Origin of the sequence: Roseateles sp. (genome assembly GCF_965262435.1) — a bacterium.
In the GTDB taxonomy this organism is placed as follows: Bacteria; Pseudomonadota; Gammaproteobacteria; order Burkholderiales; family Burkholderiaceae_C; genus Paucibacter_A.
Map to the genome: position 1 here is coordinate 5,477,071 of NZ_OZ253537.1, position 23,440 is coordinate 5,500,510.

Sequence of the window (23,440 nt, forward strand, 5' to 3'; positions counted from 1 at the left end):
ATCAACCTTTCGTGACCGCGCCCTGGGGCAGGTCGCCCGTCGGCGTCGCCACCCCGAAACCGCCTCTCACCGCGAGCACCACGCAACCCATGGTGATGCCCAGACCCAACAGCGACAGCACCGCACCGAGCGACGCGGTGGCGCCGTCGCCCCAGAACCAGCGCGCCCAACTGGCCTGTACCAGCAGCGGCTCGCCGACATACGTCGCAAACGGCATCGATGCCAGCACCGCCACCGGACGCAGCAGGTAGGAGGTCATCAGCCGAGCCGCGAACACCTTGCCCTGGATGTCGGGTGGGACCTCGCGCTGCCACAAGGTCTGACTCGACGACATGACGAGCGAGGTCAGCACACCCGCCGCACCGGCCAGCGCGATGAGAACGGCTGTTTGCCGGCTCATGCCCCAGAGCGTCATCACCACACCGAAGGCCAGCGCGCCGAAGACGACGCCGGCTTCCGCGTCGAAGCGCCCGCGCCAACGCGCCAGCGCCAGGCCTCCCAGGAAGGCCCCGGCCCCTTGCGTGCTCAGGCCCCAGGCTAGGAGCGGCCCTGCGCCGTTCGCCAGCAGGTAGGGCGTGAAGGCCACGCCATAGACGGCGACGCCCAGATTGAGGATGGTGAAGAACAGCATCAGCCGGAACAGGCCGGGACGGGCGGCGATCCAGCGCCATCCGAAGGTCACCTCCTGCCAGAAGGTCATCCGCGCCGCGTCACGGCTGGCGCGAGACTGGTCCGGTTCCGGGATACGGATGCCCAGAAGCGTGATCGCGGCCACCACGCTCAGCGCGAGGTCGGTCGACAGCAGTCCGGCGGGGCCGACGACCTGGATCGCGGCCGCCCCCAGCGTCGGCCCGAGCACCGTGGCTGCGCCCGCGAACGATTGCTGCAGTCCGTTAATGCGCGCTCGATCAGGTGCCTCGACCAGGGTGCTGACCACGACGCCCATCACCATCCATCGCATCGTGGCGGTCACCGCCATGACGAGGTTGAGCGCGCCGACGGCCAGCGGCGTCAGGACCCCGGCCTGCATCGCGCAGAGGGCGGCCACGAGCGCCGCCATCGGAGCCAGTTCGCAACCAAGAAGCAGGTGGTGCTTTTTCCATCGATCGACGAGCATGCCTGCGAACGGCGCCAGCACTAGGTTGGGCAGCATGGTGACGATGGCCAGGATCGCGAACACGGCGTAGGACTGCGTGCGTTCAAAGATCCAGACGTTCAAGGCGAACGAGGTCAGCGCGGAACCCATGCCGCTCAGCCCGCGCGTCACCACGAGCCACAACGCGCGCGGCGGCAGGCGCGGGGCAGCCGAAGATTCATGCATATTCCGCGCCTCCTGTCGACGGGTCGGCGACAAGGCCGACGAAAAGGATGCCCGCCTGGATGCGGAAGGCTCCGCGGGCACGCGGCAGCACGCCGTCGAAGCGCGTCCGCGGCGTGGGCTCGACCGCGACGCGACCAGTCGCCGGATCGAGTTCGGCGAGCACGACTTCGTCGAACTCGACGAAATCGCGCGCCAGCGGGAACACGCACTTGTAGTACGCCTCCTTGGCAGAGAAGAGCAAGGTCGCGGCCTCGTTCTCCCGACCTAGCCTCTCCAGCCGGGGCAGTTCCTCCGCGACGGCGCAGATCGACAGGATGTCGGCCCTGGTCCGCGAGTCGACCACAACTTCCGCATCGATGCCGATGCCAGCGGGTCCCGATGCCCGCGTCGCGACGGCGTAGGCGTGGGACGCCGTATGGGAGATAGATCCCGTCCATCCCGCGGGCCACTCGGGCTGCCCCCGCGAGCCGCGCGCCACCGGTGCCTCGGGGTTCGCGCCGGCCCGCGCCAGCGCGCGCTCCGCGGCCAGCCTGCCGCCGATGAACTCGATCTGTCGACGACGAGACGCGCGCGACGGCAATCCCGGCAGATCGTCCAGACACTGCCCGTCGAACAAGTCCTCCAGGCGACGCAGGTCGGTGACGACTTGGACACGGTCGGGCCCGAGCGGGAAAGCCCGCGTCGACGCGAGCAGGCCCGGCGCGTCCAGCGGCAGTCGACCTGCGAGTGCGAGGTGCAGTCGGGTCCCGGCAACGAGCATGCGGGTGGTGCTCATGCGTCGGCTCCGGCCGCTGCGGCCCGGACATCGTCCCGGTGGACGGCGACCATACGCAGTTCGCTGGTGAAGGTCGCGCCGGTGACGTCGCGCAGCCACAGCTGCTCGAAGCACGGCAGCATCTCGCTGCAGACGATCGTGGTGCCGGGCTTCACGCCGTTGCGTTGTGCCCCGCGTAACTGCTTCAGCAGCGCGCGCACGTGCACGGGGCTCGCGAAGTCGACGAAGAAGGGCTTGTTCTCCCACGGCACCTTCACGAAGATGCGCTCTGGCAGTCCCAACGATCGTGCCGCGGCGTGTAGGGCGAGGTAGGCATCCGCCTCGCTGTCCGTCTCGAGCGGCCACCAGGCTTGGATCTCGACACGCCACGTCTCCCGCTGCCACACCACGCGGTCGACGGTAATGCGTGGCTGATGGCCCTCACGCGTAGCCAATCGGAAGCGGCTGGTGGCGGCGAGCACGATGAAGTCGCCGAAGAGGTCCAGCAGCCCGCAGCGCCAAGCGCCGCCGCGTTGACGGACGATGGTCTTTCCGTGTTCGCGGGTCAACTCCAGGTCCCCGATGGGCAGCGCGGTCCTGGCCTCGGTTGGACGCGCTCCGGTCGAAAAGAGGACCTCGATCCCTCGACGCGGATCATCGATCCATTGCGTGCGGATCGGCCTGCGCGATCCGACGCCACTGAGCTTGGGCATCACGCCCGCGCCGCCGAGATCGTGAAGCCGGGCGTCGATCAGGACCCACGGGTCCGGATGCTGCCCGACGAAACCGTTGGTCATCAGCGTGTTGCCGCCGATATGGACCTCGCCGAGGACCGCCACCGGTTCGAGGCTGACGCCGGGGACCTCGCCGGGCGCGGCGCCCTGCAACAGCAGCAGGTCCGGGCTTTGGTAGTACGCCTGTTGCCAGAGTTCCTGTCCGGGATTGACTCGGAACAGGTCTGCCGCAGGTCGGTGCAGGGTCTCGGAGGCCAGTGCAATGCGGGACAGTCCGTCCGACGCTGGCAGGATCGACCGCCAGCGGCGCGCGACCTCGTCCTCGATGTCCGCGAAGGGCAGTTCATCACCGAAGAACAGCGACTGGGCGCGCAGCCAGAAGGTGGGTAGATCTACGACGCCGGCAGTGCCGACGGCCAGTTCGGCCCACAGCGCGTCTAGTGCCTCGACATAACGAACCGCGACCGCATGCGTGAACCAGCGGCAACTCATCAGCACCAGGTCGAGCGAGGGCTGGAGCTGCTTCAGCAGCCCGTCGCCCAGGGTGACCTCAAGATCCCGTCGACAGTCCTCGTAGACAAGCGCCCGCCCGCCATAGGCCTCGCCGTGGCGCCGACGCGCCGGGGCGCCGGTGATCGAGGTGAAGACCTGCTCCATTTCGCGCAGCGCGGCACACAGTTCGTCGGGACGGCCCCGCGCGGCCTCGATCGCCGCCCGCGCCGTCTCGAGCGCCTGCAGCCGATCCAAGGCCTCGTCGCGCAGCGCCGGGGGAGCGATGCGGGCAAGCTCGGCGCGCAGCGCGCGTTCGGGCCGGGCGTCGCTGCTTGAGATGGGAAACGCGAGGTCGATTCGTCCGGCGTCGCGCAGACCCCGCAGGGTCTTGAAGACGTCCCGCGGTTCGTCGAACGCGGAGAAGGGGTTGGCCAGCAGCCGCTGGACGATCTCTGCCACGCGGCGCACGCCGTCGCAGGCGCGCAGCAGTTCGCGATCCTCGGCCGACAACGGCAGCGTCGCACCGCCTGGAAAACGCAACCCCTCGTCGACCAAGGCCAAGAAGGGCATCAGCCGGGGTGTCAGCCATGGCGTCAGGCGTTCGTCCTCGGCCAAGCCGGCGGCCAGGACCGCGATGGGCCAATCCTCGAAGTAGATCCGTCGGTCGGCCAGCGGCCCTTCGCCCGCGACGGCATGGAACGCGGGGGCGCCGTCCTCGATGGTTCCCCAAGCGATCGGACCGAAAAATCCGATCGTGTCGTTCTTAACACCGTAGCGCTGCGCGTAGTTGGCGATCAGTTCCTCGCGTTGCCGCCGTTTGGCGCCCGGCATCGTAGCGCCACGGGCGATCGGGTCGATCGCTGTCGCGACGGCCTCATGGTTCTGCCAGGCCACCGCCTCCCGGAAGCGGTCGTCGCGGGCGAGTTCCGCTAGCATGTCCGCGTTGCTGGACAGCGCGCGCGCATGCGCCGCCTCGAAGCTCGCGCGGGCCGCATCGCGACGCGCCAGCACAGCGGTCAGCCGGTCCAGGTCCGAGGTCGCCAGCACGTGATGAAGGGCATCGCCCGCTTGCCGGGCCGCTAGCAGACGCGCGGCGCGGCGCAGGTCGGCGAGCCGGGCCGGCAAGGCGGATACCGGCTTATCGCCGGGAGCCGTCACGCCATGAGCAGAGAGCATGGCTGCGATCTCCTGGCTGAGCACATGCCCGGCGTCATCCCATTGCTGTGTTACGGCAGCCTCGGCGGCGAGCCGCTCGTCCGCGGCGGCGGTCAGCTGCGGGCAGCCGAGCCGCTCGACGATATGGGCGGGGAAACCGGCACCACGGATTCCGAAGGTCCGCCAGAAGCTCCAGCCCGCGGGACTAGGCGCCGTGAGGTGTTCCGGCCACGCAAGGGTCGGATCCCGGGCCTCGTCCTGGCGGTCGGCATCGTGCGGCGCTGACGACGCCGTCGCGGCGATGTTCATGTCGACACCCGTTGATGATCGATCGCAGCCGCGATGCGCGCCACGGTCCCGCAGCGATGGACCTCGCGGGTGCGGAGGTCTACGCCGAACCGCTCTCTGCAACGGGCGATCAGCTGGATCAGGAGCAGCGAATGGAGCCCTTGCGTGAAGAGGTCGTCGTCCTTGTCCAGCACACGCTGTGGCAACAGGCCCGAAACGAGGCCAAGGACCACCGACAGCGTCGTGCCGCCGGGCTCGGTCATCCTCGATGCCTGCGCCTGATGGTCGGACGAACGGACCGCCGCGCGCTCGATGTCGGCGGCCAGTCGCCGCCGGTCCACCTTGCCATTTGGCGTCAGGGGCAGCGCGTCCATCACGAGCCAGTCGCTCGGCACCATGTGGGCGGGCACGCGCGCGCTCATGCCGGCGGAGATCCGCCCGGTAGTCCCGAGAGCCACGACGGCAGGAACCACGCACGCCACCAGCGTCCGGCCTCCGGCTTCGCCAGGCCGGTCGAGGGCGACCGCTTCGCGGACCAGGCCGGTGGCCATGATCTCATGCTCGATCTCGTCGAGCTCGACACGGAAACCCCGGATCTTCACCTGGCGATCCTCGCGACCGAGGAACTCGATCTCGCCGTCCCCGCGCATCCGGGCGAGATCTCCGGTCCGGTACATCCGGCTTCCGGGTGCTCCGAACGGGTCCGGCAGGAAACGCTCGGCGGTGAGCGCAGGCTGGTTCAAATAGCCGCGGGCGACGCCCGCGCCGGCGATGTGAAGCGCGCCCGTCACGCCGAAGGGGACTGGCTCCAGGCGGTCGTCGAGCACGTAGGCCTGGGTCCCGCGGATCGGCCGACCGATCGGCGCCCGTCCGCCCGCGAACGTCGTCGGGAAGCGGTGGGTCGTGGCGAAGGTAGTCGTCTCCGTCGGCCCGTAGCCGTTGATCATGCGGCAACGCGGCCAGCGACGCAGCACCTTGCTCACCGCCGAGGCGGACAGGACATCGCCGCCCGACAGCATCTGCCGCACGGGCGCCAGGGCGTCGATCTCGGACTCGCAGAACTGCTCGAACAGCGCCGCAGTCAACCACAATGTCGTGATGGCGTGATCCAGCACGAGTCGACCCAGCTCCGACAGCGTGGGAACGCCCGGCGGCGGCACGACCAGACAGGCGCCGTTCAGCAGGGCGCCCCAGATCTCGAAGGTCGACGCATCGAAGGCGAGCGGCGAAACCTGCAGCAGCCGGTCTTCTGGACCGAGCGTCACATAGCCGGGTTCGCACACGAGCCGGACGATGCCGCGGTGGGACACCATCACCGCTTTGGGCTGTCCGGTGGAGCCCGAGGTGTAGATGCAGTACGCCAGCTGCTGCGGCGAGCCCTGCTCCCCCACGCGGTTCACCGGCCCCTGCGTCCACCCGGGCTCGCCGTCGTCCAGCGCCAGCGTCACCCCCTCGTGAACCGGCAAACGCTCGCGCAGGTGTTGCTGCGTCAGCACCACCCGAACCCCCGCGTCGCGCAACTGCGCACTCAACCTCGGCCCAGGATGCTCCGGATCCATCGGCACATACGCCGCTCCCGCCTTGAGCACCCCCAGCAGCGCCACCACCATCTCCAGCGACCGCTCCATCGCAATGGCGACTCGCGACTCAGCCCTCACCCCGTATGCCTGGTGCAAGCGCCACGCCACCCGGCTCGACCACTCGTCGAGCTCCCGGTAGCTCAACGTGCGCCCCCCGCAAACCACCGCCACCGCCTCCGGCGTGCTTGCCGCCTGCGCCTCGAACAACTCATGCACCCCGCGCTCGTCCTGCGCTAGCTCTCCGGGCCCCTTGCCCACCGCCAGCACATGCTCCCGCTCCAGCTCCGACAGAACCTTTAACCCGCCTACCGCCCCCTCCGGATCCGACACCGCCGACGCCAACAGCGTCTGGAACTGCTCCGCCATGCGTAGCATCGTGGCCCGGTCGAACAGATCCGCACTGAACTCGATACGTCCACGTACCGCCGGTGCCGTGGACATCACCGTCCAGGACAGGTCGAAGGGCACCTGTCGCACGCCTCGCGGCAGCGGCACGACCCCTAGCCCCGCCAGTGTCAGAGCGGCCTCATAGTTCGGATTCAGGTTGACGAGGATCTGCGGAAGCAGGCGGCCGGTGCCGGAGGCCCAGGCCAGCGGAGTCGGTGCCCGCGCCGACGACGCCGCAGCAGCAAGGCCCTCGCGCTGTGCAATGATGGCCGCGCGAATGTCGCGGGCCAGCCCGTCGATCGAGGTCTCGGGTGATAGCGTGCAATGCAGCGGTACGGTCGAGACGAAGCAGCCCATGACGTCGCTTAGGGCACCGTCAAAGCGGGTTGACATCGGGCAGCCGACAGTGATGTCGGACGCGCCGGTATGGCGATGCATCAGGGCGACGATCGCAGCGGTCAGCCAGGAGAACACCGTCGACCCACCCGCCCGCGCTTGTTCCGCGAGTCGCCGGGAGATCGCCTCCGGCACTTCGATTGGCACCCAGTCGCCCGGAGACACCAGAGCGGCGTTTGGCAAATCGCTTCCGAACCGGATGTCGCCCCATCCGGTCGCACGGGGTTCCGGGACGAGTTCCGGCGGGACGCTCGCGCACGTCCCGCCCGGCGCCGCCATCAATGCCTGGAGATGTCTTCGGTAGGCGTCGCCTACTGGCGCGACCGGGGGCGCGACCGTGGCGCCGGACAGTCGGGCTTCGCACTCGCCCGCATAACGGCGCTCCAAATCTTTGACCAACAAGCCGACGGAGTAACCGTCGGAGACCAGGTGGTGAAGCGTGATGAAGAGAACATGCTCGAGCAGTCCGAGCGTAGCGAGCGCGGCCCGGATGGGCGATTCGTTGGCGAGATCGAAGGGCCGGCCGGCTTCCTCCGCCTGCCAACGGATCAGTGCGTCGGACTCCGGCTCTTGGTTGATGGGCGCGAGCCGGCGGATTGTCGGCAACGCGTGGCCCCCAAGGCGCTGTATTGGTCCATCCGGCGATTCCACGAATCGCAGCCGCAGTACCTCGTGAGCAGCCACCATGCCGTGGAAGGCCCGCTCCAGCGCAGCTACATCGAGCATGCCCTCCACCCGCCACGCGAGAGGCAGGTTGTAAAGATTCGGGGTGCCGGAAATGACTCCTGCCGCCCAAATGCGCGATTGCTCGGCAGTCAACGGGAAATGCATGGCGCTACCAATCTTTTCCTGTCGTCATTCAATTGAACGCGCAGGATCACTCCAGCCGCACAATTGCGGCGTGCATAAAGCGATTCAACTCGAACGAATGAACCGGTCAATCGATCCGAAGCGGACGGGCAGACGAGCTGGCGCCCGCCAGCGACGCGAGCATCATTGGATGCCGCGCAGCTGATCGACGAAAGACGGTTGCTGGGTCGAGGCGATTAAGTCCGAATCGGATCGGGTCCGATCGGCGCGCATAAAAGGAGCCGGACGTTAAACGTCTCGTTCCGCGCGATCTCGGCAGGTGCCGATGGATGGTCATCGCATGGCCTGTGTGGCGCACTGCGCCGCCCTCGATGTCCCGAGGTTTTCTTATTCATTTTTTCTTCTCCCATATCTACTTCTATTCGAAAATTATAGGACCGCGATAGAGTAGTCGAATTAGTGCATTCCATTAGGCTATCGACTGTAATCGCAGACTGTCAAATACTAGATCCCCCTCTTTTGGGGGTGACGGCACTCTTCAGTAGGTCTAACGAGGCTGTCCAAAAACCCGAAATCCGCGATCAAGCCCACCGCTCGGTGCACATGAAGACTTGCGAAATCAGCCTGCTGGACTCATCGGTCAATTGAGCTGTAAAAGGGGTTTGCGCACTGCCTGAGATCGATTGTGCGGCCTGCTGGCCTCCATATTGAACCCGCGCATTTCCGAATCCCGCTTTCGAGAGCTTTTCAATGTTGTGCACCATGCAGTACAGGCTCCACTGCGTCTTGACTTTGGTTTGACCGCGATAGTTCAAACGATTCAGACGCTTGTTGTGCCGCAGGTTCGCAAACACGGGCTCGACGGTGCCGATGCGCTGACTGTAGAGCTGCCGACCTCTGGGCGAATCGATGGCCTGGCGCATGCGTTCGCTGGGATGGCCGGGGTCTGGCGCCTTGGGCAAGAAGCGACTGACTTGCCGGACCCGCGGCGCCTGGCTCTCGTCTGCACCGCGACTCTTGAAACACTTCTTGTGCAGCGTGCAGCTCCCGCAGTCTGTCGGCGCGCGTCAAGCTATCTGTCGCCTGAACTAAGCAGCTATTTGCTGGTTTCCTTTTCCTCCTGAGTGCGCATCAACGATCGCTTGTCGCTCCGGATTCAGGGTCACGGCGCCGATCGGCGACCAGTTGCGCGTGTCGCCAGACCAGCGAGCCGGATTGCATTCCCTGGCCCTGAGGTAGAGCTCGTGGCGAGCTCCGAGAATCGCCGCATCGTCACCTGAATGGCGCTGCGCCGGACTCACGTACCGGATGCCGCTGTGTCGATGCTCATGGTTGTACCAGTGCACGAATCGATGCGCCCATTCTCGCGCCGCGCTCAGATCAGCGAAGCCGGCGCTGGGGAACTCCGGGCGGTACTTGGCCGTGCGGAACAGGCTCTCGACAAACGCGTTGTCGTCGCTGACCCGAGGCCGCGAGTACGACGGCTTCACGCCGAGCCAGTGCAGCATCGCCAGCACCGTCGTCGCCTTGAGCGTTGCGCCGTTGTCTCCGTGCAGCACTGGCCTGCCTTCACGCGGCACGGCGTGAATGTCCTCAGCCAGCGCTGTTCGTTGAACCAGTCGCGCGGCGTGGTCGGCATCGTCGCTGTCATGCACTTCGAAGCCCACGATCTTGCGGCTGAACACATCCAGGATCAGGTACAGGTAGTACCAGCGCCCCGCCACGTGCGAAGGCAGGTACGTCATGTCCCACGACCACAGCTGCCGCGGCCCGGTAGCCACATGCGTGCTCGGCGGCCTGCTCTGACGCGGCGCCCTGGCGCGACCCCGGTGACGTGTCTGGCCCTGTGCGCGCAGCACGCGCTGGAAGCTTGACTCGCTGGCGATGTACTGGCCTTCGTCGGCCAGCATGGGCACGATGCGCGCCGGCGGCAGGTCAGCGAAGCGCGGCTCGTTGGCCACGCTCACGATCTGCTCGCGCTCCTCGGGGGCCAAGGCGTGCGCGGGTGTCGGCCGCACCGCATCCGGCCTGCCATCGCCCGATACAAGGCCGTCCTGGGCCTTCCAGCGCTGCAGCGTGCGCGCAGCGATGCCAACGACTTTGCAAGCCTCGCTCAGCCGGGAACCGGCCTGGCAGGCGGCTTCGATGTTGCGGGCATGTTTTTGGCGATCTTCCAGGCCGATCATTCGTCCTGATCCTGCGCGTTTCCTAAGAAACACCCTCCGCTGCCGGCTGTAAAGCGAAGCCAAAGTGCGCGGCGCGCCGCTGCAACTGCTTGACGACTCGCTCCCGGTACCGTTGCTCGTACTGATCTGCGCCGGGGTCCTCATACCGCATGCCGAAGCGCATGGCTCGATAGAAGAGGATGGCGATTTTTCGTGCAGTGGCAGTCAGCGCCTTGGCCTTGCCGATGCGCGCAGCCAGCCTCCGATAGAAGGCGCCCAGCGCGGTCTCGGTACGACCTACCGCGGTGGCGACCAAGCGCAATCGCGATGCGAGGCGGTTCTTGCTTTTGCGTGTGTGTGACGACAGCACTTTACCTCCACTGATCTTGCAACCTGGTGACAGGGCTAGCCAGGACGTAAAGTGCTTTTCAGTGGGCCAGCGTGCCAAGTCGGTGCCACACTCTGCGATCAGATCCATGGCCACACTGGGGCCGATGCCATGGATCTGGGTGAGGTCTATCCCGGTCAGTTGGTACAACTGCAGTCGGACATCAAAAGAATAGTCGTTGATCTGCTTGCCGCGGCGGCGAGGCTTGGGCAAGAGCTCGTCGGGCTCGCTCATGTCAGCGTTCAATAGTTGCAAGACCTGTTGGATCTGGGCATCGCAGTCGGCGATTCGCTCCTGGTAGGCGTCAAATAGCGCCAACGCCTGCGCGAGCGCGAAGACGTGCTCGGGCTGGTAGTTACCAACCATGGCTGCACGAATGGTTTGGATGCTCTCACGGCAACGCACGTCTCGCATGGCCGCCAGCACATCGGGGTCCCGCTCACCAGCCACAATTGCCCTGACGATCTTCATGCCAGTCACACCACTGATGTCGCTGATGACATGGTGAAGCTGAAGATTCATCAGGGTCATCGCCTTCTGCATGTGTTGCATATGGGCCGCTGCATACTCAAGGAGGCGATCTCGCAGTCGGACGTACGTGCGCAGAGCCGCGATGTCGCGGCTGGGTCGGAAGCTCGCCCGTAGCAGCCCGCAAGCATGCAGGCGTTGCAGCCACTGTGCGTCGTTGACGTCGCTCTTGCGTCCCGGTACGGCCTTGCAGTCTCGGGCATTGACCAGCACGGCGGTCAGCCCTCGATCTTCCAAAATCTCATACACGGGGATCCAGTAGACGCCCGTCGACTCCATCGCCACGGTCGTGATTCCCAACGAGACAAGCCAATCAGCCATTCGCTCGATATCAGCAGTGAAACTTTGGAAGGTCTGCACCGGGGCATCGCACAGTTCAGGCGGCACAGCCGCGACCTGAATGCGCGAACCGATGTCGATTCCCGCAGCCCTTGAGTTGATGATCGGCAGCCCGATCTCCTTACCTTTCTTGGACATAGAAACCTCCTGTGGGCAAAGTGCCGGACAGGGGAGCGGTACAAATCACTTTCCTAAACGGGGTCGCACAAGGCGCCACCACAAACGGGTCCGCAAGATCCCCATGGGCCATGTTTTTTGACGGGGACGATTGCCTCCAAAAATCGAACGGCCACGATCCGGCAACTCAGTGTAGGCACCCCAGTGTTTCTTGCCATAGGGACGTGGGATCGCCACGAAGGAGGTTTTTTGAAAGCACCAGCAGTGCTGCCGCCTCCGCCAAAGCCGATTCTTTGCGCCGAAGCTCGCGCTCAAGCTCCTTGATACGGCGCCGATCCGCCTTGGTCTGCGACGGGCTCGCCCGCGTCTCTTCGGGCGCCGCCAGCGACTGCGTGGCGCTGTCCTTCCATTGCTGCAGCTGATGCGCGTACAGCCCGTTCTCGCGGCACCAGGCGTTGCGGGTGACCTCGTCCATCGCCGCCGTGACAATCACGGCCTGCAGCCTCGCTGCGGCTGTCCACACCTTGGCTTGAGCGGGCTTGCCCAGGGACTGCGAGCGCCACTTCTCCAGCGTGCTCACGCCCACACCAATCTCACGCGACACCACCTCCGGCGATGCGCTCTCCGGCGGCAGCATGCGCGCTACCGCTCGGTCTTTGAATTCTTGTCCGTATCGAGCCAACTCGTTCTCTCATCTGCGCCCCCATTCTGAATCTATGGAGACGACAGGTATTTTGACGCGGAGGGCTGTCGCTTGGGCGATGTAGGTCTGGTAGGGCTGGCCGCTAGCCGAGATGTAGATGCTTCCCCTGCTGCTCAGCACTTTGCCTGCCGGACAGGTCGCCGTGTTGTCGTCGTTGAAGCTGAAGTCCTTGGGCCGGAAGAGCTTGCCTTCGCGCTTTTGCTCAGCGGCCTGTTTGTCGTAGAGAGGGTCAGGCTTGGCCTTGTGTTTGTCTTGACCCGCGAGGCGCTCATCGCGCTTGCGCATCTGGTTGTCGGCAATCAGGGCGGGAGTGCCGTTGTCATGCAGCTGCTGCACATTGGCATCACTGTGATACCCGGCGTCTGCAGTAACCAGGGTGTTGTCGTCGCACCAGGGCTTGGCCTGCTCGATCATGGGAGCCAGCATGGCTTGCTCCGAGCCTGACCCCACCACATCGGCAGCGATGATGATCTGGTGGCTGCTGTCCACCGCCGCCTGCGCGGCATAGCCCTGCATAACACCCTTGTTGGTAGCCATCTTGGCGCTGTCGGGGTCCCAATCCTGAGATTCCCATCCCTCATTGCCATGACTAAGCGTTTCGAAAACAAAGTTGTTATTGCCACCGGAGCGGCCTCTGGTCTGGGGCTCGCGACTGCCCGGATGTTTGCTGAAGAAGGTGCAAATGTCATCCTCGTCGACCTGAACGAGGCGGACGTCAAGACTGCAGCCCAGCAACTTCGAGAGGCCGGCGCACGCGCCGAGGCCATCGTGGGCGACGTGTCCAATCCCGAGACCGTCAGGGCCGCTGTAGCTGCCGCCACCAAGGATACCGACCGCATCGACATCCTGTTCAATAACGCAGCCATCGACCCTTGGAGCGCGACCTCTCTTGAGGAGACGCCTGAGGAGATCTGGGGTCAGGTCATCGACGTGAACCTGAAGTCCGCCTACATGTTCACCCGGGCGGTCCTTCCCTTCATGCGCAAGGCGGGCGGTGGCGCCATCGTGAATACGGCTTCAACGGCGGGTCTCAAGGCTTCTCCTCGCGAATCTGTGTACGGCATCAGCAAGGCCGCCCTGATTCAGCTGACGAAGTCCGTCGCTCGAGACCATGCGGGCGAAGGAATTCGCTCGAACTGCATCTGCCCGGGCTTCCTGGAAAAGGTCATGACCGACCGTCGCGAAGACATGGACGACGAGTTGCTGGTGCGCCGAAGCGAGCGTGCATCCAGCCTCGTCCCCATGGGCCGAGAGGGGCGCTACGACGAAGTCGCGCGCGCTGTCCTGTTCCTGGCCGACCCCAAAGACTCCAGCTACATCACTGGAGCTTCCCTAGTGGACTGTAACGTTTAATTCAGTAGTAAAATCGTACCCATTGGAGGGTGCGATGAAGCTTATCGAATCCGAGTCCAGAGAGTTGCAGCGGCGAGCCAATGCGAGGACCGAGAGAGCAGAGTCCGCGCGTCATGCGCGGCTGATTCTGTTGCTGGCTGACGGCCTGACTTGGGCCGAGATCCGCGCCAAGCTTGATTGCAGCGACAGCTTCATCGACCGCTGGAGTAAGCGTTTCACTGCGGATCGGCTGGCAGGTTTGTTCACCCGGCATTGCGGACGCGCACGCTACAAGGTGACAGACCGCTTCGAAGCCCGCGTGCTCGCGCGCACGACGAAACACAAGCCCGCTGATGGCTCCACGCATTGGTCCACGCGCAAGCTGGCGGCCGAGTTGGGCGACGACATCTCGCACATGACGGTGGCGCGAATCTGGGCCAAGCATGGCATCAAACCGCATCGGCTCGAAGGCTACCTGGCCTCCAACGATCCGGACTTCGAGACCAAGGCCGCCGACGTCATCGGCCTGTACCTGAATCCGCCGCAGCACGCGGCCGTGTTCTGCGTCGATGAGAAGACGGCCATTCAAGCCCTGGATCGCAAGGACCCTGTACTTCCTTTATCGCCGGGTCGCGCCGAGCGCCACGGCTTCGAATACTTCCGACACGGCACGCTGTCGCTGTATGCAGCCTTCAACACCAAGACCGGGGAGGTGCTGGGCAAGACGGCCACGCGCCATACCTCGGCGGAGTTCGTGGCCTTCCTCAACGACATCGTCGCTAACCAGCCGCGCGGCAAGGAGATTCACATCATTGCCGACAACCTCTCGGCGCACAAGACCAAGCTGGTCGCTGTGTTCTTGGACGAGCATCCGACCGTGCACATGCACTTCACGCCGACCTATTCATCCTGGCTCAATCAGGTCGAGTTGTGGTTCGCCAAGATTGAGCGCGATGTGATCGCGCGCGGTGTCTTCACCTCGCTGACTGACCTCAAGCGCAAACTTATGCGTTACATCCGCAAGTACAACGAGCAACCAAAACCGGTGAAATGGAAGTACTTCGATCCGACCCGACGGATTACTCCCGATTCAATCGTTACAGGTCACTAGTGATTGACGGCGGTTTCACGCTCGTGTGATCTACGCCGTGAGTTGCAACTTCCACCCAACTGGAGAAATCGCATTGGCTACTGGCCTTGAGACGCCTCGCGACAACGCAAGCATCGATAGACGAGCTGCGCATTGAGATGGCTACATCTGCAACATACCGCCCCTTGCATCCAAATGCTGGCACTCAGCCTATCCTGCACTCAGTTTTTTCTACTGTTCTTGGTCTTCAAAGGTGTGGCTAGGCGCTGAAATTCAGGCCCAAATCACCGACGATGCCTAACTTTCCGAGCACGCGGTGAGCCTGGTCGCTGGCCAAACGGCAGCAACCAGACGGATGTGAACCAAAACCGGACCATATCCGGACCGTAAGCGAACCGTATCCGGACCGTATCCGGACCAAAAGCGGACCATATCCGGACCGCTCAGTGCACGATTGGCATCCCAGGCCCGACAACCAGTCGGCCGGAACGGGCTCCGGCGGCCCGGCATCGGGCGTGGCGGGTGTCAGCGGTGCCGGTCTGGCCGAAGGCCTGTCCGGCACGGGGGCGCGTTCATGCATCGCATGAATGCACTGAAGCCCCCATCCGCTGGCACGGGAGCGGGCCGCCTCTCCCCTTCCCTGCCGATGCCGCAGCTGCCCTTCAGCCCGGCGCCAGGTCCAAACGATCAGAGTGCTCTCGGACGTCCAAACCATGCAGCGCCGCCACAGCTCGCGCAAACCTCGCACTGTCGCCCGTCCTGAACAGGCCACTGACTCGCAGCGCCTTGAGCCTGGCGGCTTCGACCATCACGATGGGCTTCGAGCTATAGCGGTTCATCTCGGCCACGGCCTCATTGAGGGTGACATCGTCAAACGAGGCCTCTCCACGTGTCCAGGCCACAGCTCGGTCCAGGCCTGGCCCTTCAACTCGCACCTTGGAGACCCCTGAAGCGGCCATTGCGCCATCAACGCGCACACGCTCCCCAGCAGTCATCACGACCGGACCAGCCCCCGCCGCTACGCCAACAAGACCTGCCTGAGGCCGCAAGACAACCTGCCCCTCGATCAAAGTCACTTCGAGCGAGGTGCTGACCTCTTGACTGCTCGACTGCAAGCGCACGAGAAAGGCGGTCCCTGTCGCTTTGACCTCAGTCTCACTCGCAGTCACCAGGAAGGGGCGACTTGCGTCCTTGGCCACTTCGAACAGCGCCTCCCCGGACTCGACCACAACGACTCGTTTCGACGGACTCAGACTCGCTCGGACCTTTGTGGCAGTGTTCAAAGACATGCGACTGCCATCCGCCAGCATCACCACCCGGTGCTCCCCCACTCCCGTGGCGTACACCTCTCCGGTTTGCCACGGCTGCAGCGCCAAGACCAGCACGGAGGCCAGCACCAGGAACACGGCCGCCAAGGCCCACTGCATAGGCCTGGCGACTCTCACGCGCTGCTCTGGAGGCCTTTTGGCGTTGCTCCAGGCGTTGGCGTAGGCACTGAGACTGAGACTCGCAACCTCCTGCCATGTCTCCGTACACCGTTCAAAAGCAAGCCGATGCGCGGGTGACTGGGCCTGCCAGGCCATGCACTCGCGCACCATTGCTGGCGTACGGCTGGGGCCATGCAATCGCGCGATCCACACAGCGGCTTCGGCAGCGATGTCAGGCGTCACCAAAGGCGGTGAATGTCCTCTCGCATCCTCAGACAGCCCAAGACGTTCACTGTCCACCCGCCCTGCCCTACCGGGCTCCCCATCAAACTCAGCGACCACTACCAACCTTCCATCCAGCTAGTCAGCTGCAGGGTGGCCTTGGCGACATGCTTCTCCACCGTGCTGATGCTCAAACCATGATTCTGGGCAATCTCTTGGTAAGTCAAACCGTCGATCCGGTGCGACAGAAAAATGTCCCGGGTCTTTTCAGTCAGGCGCCCTAACCCGAGACTCAGACGCGCCATGCGCTCCCGTGCCAGCACGATTGCCTCGGTGCCCGGAGCAGTGTCGAGCAGGACCACCTCATCCACTAACAGCTGTTCACCGTGGCAGACGCTGGACCGGTGAGCATCAATGGACAGATTCAGAGCCGTTCGCATCATGAAAGCCTCAGGTTTGGCAACCACCTGCTCACCTTCATAGCAAGCCAAGCGAACCCAAGCCTCCTGTACAAGGTCGTCCGCGTCATGGGAGGAACGACCGCTGCGCATCAGCGCGGTGCGTATGCGGAGAAAGACCGGGGGTAGGTTCTTGAGCATGGGAGATCCCTCCAGGCAGGGTCAGACAGATAGAGCCGGCACCAAGACGGCCAATTCAGATCGAACAGCGGCTCGGGCCACAGCGCGGCCGACCGGATGCGACGGAAAAGGCAGCGGCGGCAGCTCGGCCCCGTCAGCCAGCACGCCCACTGCCCAGGTCACAGTCAGCTCAGTCAAGGACCCAGCGCCCCTAACGAGCACTTCGACTCGCTGCTCCTCAACGTGCGCATTGAAGTACTGCCAGCACAACGCAATCGGCGCCCATGAATTAAAAATGGTCAGTACTCCGGTCATCGCTCGCTCCTGGTGAACCGAGAGGCGTACCTGCCACTAAGTAGATTATATGAATTAGTGTTTATGTGAATTGAAGCATAGCACCGACAGTCGGCGCCGTGAGCAACGGCCTAGCAAAACAATTTGGAATTTGTGTTCGAGAGCTTCGCACCGAGGCTGGCCTTACTCAGGTCGAGTTCGCCGAGAAGTGCGGCTTCTATCAGACGTATCTGAGCCGGATAGAGACGGGTCAAGCAAACCCAACGCTAAATGCGATTGAAGTCATCGCGAACGGTTTGGGCCTTAGCGTGTTCGATCTGTTTGATCGACTGCGTCGCGTCGAGTAGGAAGGCTCGAACAAAAGTGCTGCCGTCACTTCCGACGCCATCTCACCATGGCAGATTTAAAGTGTCAGTCGCCCCCCCAGGAAGTAGGCAAGCCTCTCGGATTGCCGTTTCAAGCTGATAGCTGCTGTTTGGGCCACGCCTTTCCAGTGCCCGGTATCCACCCTGGTCTGCCACAGAACGCGCAGGATTCGCCGCCCAGAAGTAGTCCCCGGCATATGAACTCAGCCGGTCGCTAGATGAAGCGAAGACACCATCGGCCGTTCGATAGGGGTGACCGGATGAGCCGCGTGACTCTTCTACGTACGTTCGTGCTCCTCCAACATTAAGCTCCAGACGCCTCGGGAGAAAGGCAGATGGGTGTGGAATTGCACGGCAAAGCGTCGGACGACGCTTCCGGCATACGAGCGAAACGGCTTATCGGGAGCACAAGTTGTACGAAAGCATCAGCCGCGTGGAGATCGGCGGCCTGCCATTCCCGCCCGGCGCAACGACTTTGATGCCAGCCAAAATTGGCGCGATTCTGGCTAAGCAGTACCCAGAGTTGATGGCCGGGTCAGAGGCGACTGAGGCTGGCCAGACCACATAACGGGAAGGCAAGGTGTTGCCAACGCCGCCAGATTGACCCAGGGCGCCAACCCTAAATTGCCCCTGCCGCCGATGATGGTTGCCCAGCAGCAACGTCAAGCACCCCTGAAGTCGCAGGGTCAGTCGGCTGTCGGCACAAGTGCCGCAATGGGTCACTCTATGGATGGCGCACACAGCCCAGTAAGTACATGGCGGGTGGTCAGCAGTACAGGCCCAATGGATGACCTGTCCACGAACCCTGTTGCATCTGAAAGCGTGAATCCCTCGATCGTGGAACCAACATCAGCGCGATGAAGGTTTCGCGGTTTATGCGAAATGCCGTGCCTGCCGCCATGGTGAGCCCCTCGGTTGAGAGTTGTTTTTCCAGTTGTAGGAAGGGCAAGCTACCGCGCTCAGCGTCTGCAGCTACGCCCGCTCTTTGGATACTTGATGCGCCGCCCATCGGCAGGGGGAGTTCCACTCAGCGCGACACATGTCGGGTCTAGCTCGTCAATTCCGTTTGTCTCAATTGGAGGTGCGTTTAGACACCACCACCTTTGATAACCCGCGCCGTCGTCGGCGCAACCTCAAGGAGGACGAGACCATGCCCAACTTCATTGTCAACAGCAACCCGCAGCCGAACGGTGATCACGAGGTGCACAACACAACCACTGGCTGTTCGTACATGCCGGCATCTCAAAGCCAAGTTTCGCTCGGCCAACATGCCTCATGCCGGGAGGCAGTAGCTACGGCCAAAGCAAAGTGGCCGAACAACAGGATCAACGGCTGCTACTACTGCTGCAACGCCTGCCACACCACATAGGCCCACGCAGGCTTTACCCTTCGGACGAACCGAAAAAGTTGAACGGCCGCTTCTGGGCTGCAAAGTCACTGTCGGCGAGGAATGCAACGGGTCGGCACACAACCGACAGCTTGCAGAGCGTGCGCACCGCCGCAAAGCAGTCGACCCGCCAAACGCCGACGCACAGATCGTCAGGCCGGCGGCGCGCCTCCAATCCAGGCGGCCAGCTTGCGCGAGAAACTCCGAATGACAAATGACACACCCTTGCATTTTTCTCCGGGGCCTGCCGTTTGTGGTGGAACTCGCTTCGGCTGGGCTGCGCGCTCGACAGCACGACGGGCATGCTCAGGGCTGCGGGCGATCTCTGAGTCCAAGGCAGACGCCTCCCAGTCGAATGAATCGCCCAGGGGCGATTCACAAAGCTGCCCAACAAGCGGCAAGCACGAGTGGCGGCAACCGCTGCAGACCTGCCTGGCACCATTTGTTGGGCAGGTTCAGGCTGTGAGCCGCTGGTTGGCCGCCTTCCCCTAAATGACGGCTGCCAGCAAGAGCAGACACTTGAGAGCAACCGGGCTCGCTACTCATATCTGAAAACCTGATGCAGCCAGCGTGGTCAACAGCCCAAGCATTCCAATTACAGTCTGTTTACATGTCAAGAATCAATGCCAGCACTGGCCGTTTCCTGACCCATGCAGGCCGCGCGGGATGGTGACTGCGGGCATGCTCCATCAACCCAGACGCCAGAAACAGAGGAAACAGGAGACTCCGAGTTGCAGCCGACACCGCCCATGCCACCTCCGTCCAGACAGCTGCAGACCGATACGCAAGCTCTGCCCTTCGATGCAACTGTACTTTTCGTAGCGCTGCAGTACCAGTTGCTCGTGGCCGTAGAACAGTGCCACGACCTCATGCCCGGAGAGTGCCTATGGATTGAAGCGATGGGTGATGTCACCGTGCCGGGCAAGACGCAGATCGAGGTCAAGCACTACAGCGACAAGCTGACCGACAGCCACCAGAACTTCTGGAACACGATCCGGAACTGGCTGCATGAGCGGTTTGACCGCAGCAGCTACAAGTCCCTGGTGCTTCTGACGACTCAGGAGTTCGGCGCCCAGAGCCGCCTCAAGGACTGGAACATGCTGACCGCTGTTCAGCGGCTTGAGCGCATGCAGGAGATCGGCACTGACGGGGCTGGCGCGTCGCGGACGCAAATGGAGGAGCCACCCGAGCCGCAGTACGAGGCCGTCCAAACTGCTGAAACTACGGCCCGCAAGCCGTCGAAGGCGCGGGCACTACAGCAGGAGGTGCTAGCTCCCGAGAACCGCGCGGCGCTGATGGAGGTGTTGAAACGCATGCTCATCATCCCGGGCGAAGACGCCCTGCCTGAGCGCATCGACAGCTACAAGACCCGCTACCTCAAAGCCATACGACCGTCGCTGCAGCAACAGTACCTGGATGACTTGCTGGGCTTCATGTTCAGCACCGAACTCGTCCTGAACGGCTGGAAGATCACCCACGAGGCGTTCACCGCCAAGCTGACTGCTCTGAACTCCTCGTGCATGAAGCATCCGCCAGAGTTCCCTTGGAGAGATCTTCGGCCGCTGGAAGAAAAAGTCGATATCGACGTAATCAGGCCCATGCTCTTCGCCAGGAAAATCCTCGAGATTGGGGGCGAAAAATATCTCAAGCACGCGGCCCTGCACCGCCTGTTTGCGCAGGACACGATTTCCGGGCTCCTCAAGGATCAGATTCCCATCAAACCCTCTCTTGACCTTTATCTCCACAACCACCGCAGCAACCATTTTGTGGAGCGAGAAGCGGCCATTCTGGATTGCGACGGCCTGCAGGACGACGCGGCTCTCAAGAAGGCGTCACTCAGGTTCTACCTGGCACGTCTGAGAGCTTCGACGGAACCTTTTTGCGCCATGGAAAATACCATGCCCGAATTCCGCAATGGCATCTATCACATGCTGGCAGACGAGAATCCAGAAAATAAGGACGAAGAATTTCACTGGAAACTCTGGGAATGATGAATACCGCCGCCGATCATCTCTATACCTTGCATCGCAACTCGTTTGCGCTCGCGCCAGCGATCCAAAGCTTCTACCTGAACAGGGAGCCGATGGAGAAAGACATCCTGCTGAGCTATTTAGTTCTGCCCCTTGTGTCCTTTCCCGCGATGCAGGAATATTTGCATACTGCCAATCGAACCAGTTCGATCCGGACCATGACATCCGACGCCTCCCGACTGGTCGGCTTGTCGCTTCGTATATCGGAATATAAGCCCATCACCAACAAGGCGCTGTTGATATTGCGCTCGGATGAGAGCCTCCAACTCAGCGACGACCTGTCTGTTCTCGTCAATAAAAACCCACATTCAGAGAATGCAGACCCCAAGATGCTGCGTTGTGCGCGTCAGCTTGCCATGGTGTTCCGGAATGAAAGTGTCGTCACCATTTATAGATTGCTGGGATTGAAGTCGCTATGAAATGTTATGTTCGATACATCGGCGTGATCGATCAGGAAAATGAGTCGCACAGTGTGAAATTCAAGCAGGGCTTGAATATTGTTACCGGCAAGTCTTCAAAGGGCAAAAGTGCCATTCTCGACATCTTCGACTACTGCATGGGCAGTTCCGAGGACACGATTCCGCAGGGCATTATTACCCAGCGGGCGAAGATATTCTTTACTGTATGGCGCTTTTCCGAAATGGCAGTCGTCGCCGGTCGCAAGGCAGGCAACGCCAACCAATGTTTCCTGAGAGAAGTAAGTGGCGAGCAGGCCAGGGATGTATTGGCCTACGTCAAGGACGTGGACAACTTCTTCACCGCACAATACCAGCTTAGCCGGATCGAATTCTCCAAGAGCCTGGGGCGATACTTCGGCGTCACCATGGACGACATCGACACCGACCCGCTGCAGAAGCAGCTCATGGGTCAGAAAAGCCCGACGCCTTCCATCCGCAGTTTTGCCTCGTTCATGCTTCAGCATCAAAACCTGGTGGCCAACCGGCATGCGATCTTTTACCGCTTCGACGAAAAGCGAAAACGCGAACAGGCCATCGATCACTTCAAGATCTTCATGGGGATCGTGGGAGAGGACTATTTCGACTTGGCCAAGGAACTCGCCGAAGCTGAAACCGAGCTCAAGCGTGCCCAGGCCGTCATCCCCAAGCAGGAGCAGATCAAATCGGCCGGCATCGGAGAGATGGCGGGCTATCTGCGTGAGTTCCACGCCCTGGCGGGTACGCCGCTGACAGAGTTGACCGCCGAAGAAATCTGGATGCGCCCGGCGCAGGCCCTGGAACGCTTGACGGGCATCGCCGTCACGGTCGATGGGCAGTCCGATACCTTCGACGTCACCCGCAAGGAACTGCGGACACGCAAGGCCGAACTCATGGCCGAGATCCAGAAGGCCCTGAACACTCGCTACCTGCTTGACGTCTCGACACAGCAAGTCGAGGGATTCGCCGGTGCCATGACTGATTTGCCCATCCCGAAAGCGACCCATCTGGACCATGCCGTTTGCCCGGTCTGTGCGTCACCCTCGGAAGCCGCCGAAGATGAGGCCAACAGACTCTCGGCGGCCATCCACTGGCTCAACGGTGAGCTGAAGGTCTCAGCCTATGCCCGCGAGGGCTTTGGCCAGGAGCGTCGGGACATTGACGAGCAACTCAAGAAGGCGCGCCAGGCCTTGCGGCAGGTCGAACGCACACTGCGGCCACTGGACCAGGAGGCCGACCGCCTGCAGCGCTCGAAATCTGTCGATGCGGCAGCGCAGAAAGCCAAGCTCAAGCTGGAAATCGCCATTGAGCGCCGCATCGAGAGTCCGCCCACGGAGACCACGGAGTTAGTGAAGTTGCTCCGGGACCGGGTGGCGGACCTGAAATCGAAGATGGCTTTGCTCGATGTCGCGCCACGGCTGCTGGCCTTGCAGCGCGACATCAACCGGCGTCTGGAGATCGTCGGCACACATTTCGACTTCGAGGACTCCTACAAGAATGGGTCCCTGAAGTTCGACATCGATTCCTTCGACCTATGGCATGAGACACCGGGGGTAAACGGCGCGCCGGAGAAGAAAGTCTTCCTGCGGTCGATGGGCAGTGGCGCGAATTGGCTGTATTCGCACCTGACGCTGTTCCTGTCCCTGCACTACCAGTTTGCAGCCTACGCAGACTGCAAGCTGCCGCCCGTGCTGTTTCTCGACCAACCGACGCAGGTCTACTTCCCCTCCGCCGATTACGGCAAGGAATTCAATGCTGCCCAATTGCGCGCGAACAAGGACAACACATCCGCCAGCGCGCCCGGCAGCCCGCAGTCCGTAGAGACTGCGGACGAGCCCGCGACACCCGCCGCGAACTCGCCTGTGGACACCCACACACGCATCTCGACGGCCGATGACGACTTGAATACCGTCGCCAAGATGTTTACCGTCCTAGCCAAGTTCTGTGATGACACGGCACAGGAGGTCGGCAACAAGCCGCAAATCATCGTCTGCGACCATGCCGACAGACTAGAGCTCGGCGAGGGCTACGACTTCGAGGACTTCGTCGCCGACCGCTGGCGTGACCGTGGCTTCATCGCGACGTGACCCTGCAGCAGGCCCTGGCCCATATCGGCCCGCACGC

The 23,440-nt window shown here is 62.9% G+C and carries 15 protein-coding genes and 4 pseudogenes; 6 read left to right on the plus strand and 13 right to left on the minus strand.

Going from position 1 to position 23,440, the window contains the following annotated elements; genetic code table 11:
• Position 1: 1 nt before the first annotated feature.
• The 9 genes and pseudogenes from ACQY39_RS23500 to ACQY39_RS23540 form a co-directional block, all read right to left on the minus strand.
• Positions 2 to 1,321, minus strand: a complete 1,320-nt coding sequence (locus tag ACQY39_RS23500; RefSeq protein ID WP_428510429.1) for an MFS transporter — start codon at positions 1,319 to 1,321, stop codon at positions 2 to 4.
• Positions 1,314 to 2,096 carry a 4'-phosphopantetheinyl transferase family protein gene (locus ACQY39_RS23505; RefSeq protein WP_428510431.1) on the minus strand — a complete coding sequence of 261 codons (783 nt, stop codon included), beginning with the start codon at positions 2,094 to 2,096 and terminating at the stop codon, positions 1,314 to 1,316. The genes ACQY39_RS23500 and ACQY39_RS23505 overlap by 8 nt, the downstream gene beginning before the upstream one ends.
• A complete protein-coding gene (locus ACQY39_RS23510; protein ID WP_428510433.1) occupies positions 2,093 to 4,765 on the minus strand; it encodes a lantibiotic dehydratase in 2,673 nt (890 codons plus the stop codon). The genes ACQY39_RS23505 and ACQY39_RS23510 overlap by 4 nt, the downstream gene beginning before the upstream one ends.
• Positions 4,762 to 7,938: a non-ribosomal peptide synthetase gene (locus ACQY39_RS23515; RefSeq protein ID WP_428510435.1), complete on the minus strand. Its 3,177-nt coding sequence runs from the start codon at positions 7,936 to 7,938 to the stop codon at positions 4,762 to 4,764. The genes ACQY39_RS23510 and ACQY39_RS23515 overlap by 4 nt, the downstream gene beginning before the upstream one ends.
• A 560-nt stretch (positions 7,939 to 8,498) precedes the next feature.
• Positions 8,499 to 8,963 (minus strand): annotated as a pseudogene (locus ACQY39_RS23520) (transposase); the annotation flags it as partial.
• 42 nt (positions 8,964 to 9,005) lie between these two features.
• A pseudogene (locus ACQY39_RS23525) lies at positions 9,006 to 10,151 on the minus strand (IS3 family transposase); the annotation flags it as partial.
• On the minus strand, positions 10,126 to 11,475 hold the full coding sequence (locus ACQY39_RS23530) for an IS110 family transposase (RefSeq protein ID WP_428510437.1): 1,350 nt from the start codon (positions 11,473 to 11,475) through the stop codon (positions 10,126 to 10,128). The gene ACQY39_RS23530 and the pseudogene ACQY39_RS23525, both read right to left, overlap by 26 nt.
• A gap of 208 nt (positions 11,476 to 11,683) precedes the next feature.
• Positions 11,684 to 12,136, minus strand: a pseudogene (locus tag ACQY39_RS23535) (IS3-like element ISAzo10 family transposase); the annotation flags it as partial.
• Between the two features lie 9 nt (positions 12,137 to 12,145).
• Positions 12,146 to 12,694: a transposase gene (locus ACQY39_RS23540; RefSeq protein ID WP_428510439.1), complete on the minus strand. Its 549-nt coding sequence runs from the start codon at positions 12,692 to 12,694 to the stop codon at positions 12,146 to 12,148.
• Positions 12,695 to 12,742: 48 nt separating this feature from the next.
• Here ACQY39_RS23540 and ACQY39_RS23545 point away from each other — a divergent pair, with 48 nt between their 5' ends.
• Positions 12,743 to 13,510 carry an SDR family NAD(P)-dependent oxidoreductase gene (locus ACQY39_RS23545; RefSeq protein WP_428510441.1) on the plus strand — a complete coding sequence of 256 codons (768 nt, stop codon included), beginning with the start codon at positions 12,743 to 12,745 and terminating at the stop codon, positions 13,508 to 13,510.
• Positions 13,511 to 13,544: 34 nt separating this feature from the next.
• Positions 13,545 to 14,600 carry an IS630 family transposase gene (locus ACQY39_RS23550; RefSeq protein WP_428510443.1) on the plus strand — a complete coding sequence of 352 codons (1,056 nt, stop codon included), beginning with the start codon at positions 13,545 to 13,547 and terminating at the stop codon, positions 14,598 to 14,600.
• A 641-nt stretch (positions 14,601 to 15,241) separates the two neighbouring features.
• On the opposite strand, the gene ACQY39_RS23555 is transcribed toward ACQY39_RS23550, so the two are convergent.
• The 3 genes and pseudogenes from ACQY39_RS23555 to ACQY39_RS23565 form a co-directional block, all read right to left on the minus strand.
• Complete coding sequence (locus ACQY39_RS23555) at positions 15,242 to 15,985, minus strand: FecR family protein (protein WP_428510935.1); 744 nt, start codon at positions 15,983 to 15,985, stop codon at positions 15,242 to 15,244.
• A gap of 138 nt (positions 15,986 to 16,123) precedes the next feature.
• Positions 16,124 to 16,348 (minus strand): annotated as a pseudogene (locus ACQY39_RS23560) (FecR/PupR family sigma factor regulator); the annotation flags it as partial.
• The gene (locus tag ACQY39_RS23565) at positions 16,348 to 16,827 is read right to left on the minus strand and encodes an RNA polymerase sigma factor (RefSeq protein ID WP_428510445.1); all 480 of its coding nucleotides are present in this window, start codon (positions 16,825 to 16,827) and stop codon (positions 16,348 to 16,350) included. The pseudogene ACQY39_RS23560 and the gene ACQY39_RS23565, both read right to left, overlap by 1 nt.
• A gap of 392 nt (positions 16,828 to 17,219) precedes the next feature.
• Here ACQY39_RS23565 and ACQY39_RS23570 point away from each other — a divergent pair, with 392 nt between their 5' ends.
• Positions 17,220 to 17,447, plus strand: coding sequence for a helix-turn-helix domain-containing protein (locus ACQY39_RS23570; RefSeq protein ID WP_428510447.1), 228 nt, complete (start codon positions 17,220 to 17,222; stop codon positions 17,445 to 17,447).
• Between the two features lie 1,400 nt (positions 17,448 to 18,847).
• Here ACQY39_RS23570 and ACQY39_RS23575 read toward each other — a convergent pair.
• Entirely contained in the window at positions 18,848 to 19,156 is a 309-nt protein-coding gene (locus ACQY39_RS23575) for a hypothetical protein (protein WP_428510449.1), read from the minus strand.
• Positions 19,157 to 19,601: 445 nt separating this feature from the next.
• Between ACQY39_RS23575 and ACQY39_RS23580 the strand changes: the two genes are divergently transcribed.
• From ACQY39_RS23580 to ACQY39_RS23590, 3 genes are read left to right on the plus strand one after another with little or no spacing between them, the layout of a single operon-like run.
• The gene (locus ACQY39_RS23580) at positions 19,602 to 20,843 is read left to right on the plus strand and encodes a hypothetical protein (RefSeq protein WP_428510451.1); all 1,242 of its coding nucleotides are present in this window, start codon (positions 19,602 to 19,604) and stop codon (positions 20,841 to 20,843) included.
• Positions 20,840 to 21,301: a three component ABC system middle component gene (locus tag ACQY39_RS23585; RefSeq protein ID WP_428510453.1), complete on the plus strand. Its 462-nt coding sequence runs from the start codon at positions 20,840 to 20,842 to the stop codon at positions 21,299 to 21,301. Before ACQY39_RS23580 ends, ACQY39_RS23585 begins: the two co-directional genes overlap by 4 nt.
• Positions 21,298 to 23,403 (plus strand): DUF3732 domain-containing protein, encoded by a 2,106-nt coding sequence (locus ACQY39_RS23590; protein WP_428510455.1) that lies wholly within the window; start codon positions 21,298 to 21,300, stop codon positions 23,401 to 23,403. The genes ACQY39_RS23585 and ACQY39_RS23590 overlap by 4 nt, the downstream gene beginning before the upstream one ends.
• Positions 23,404 to 23,440 lie beyond the last annotated feature (37 nt).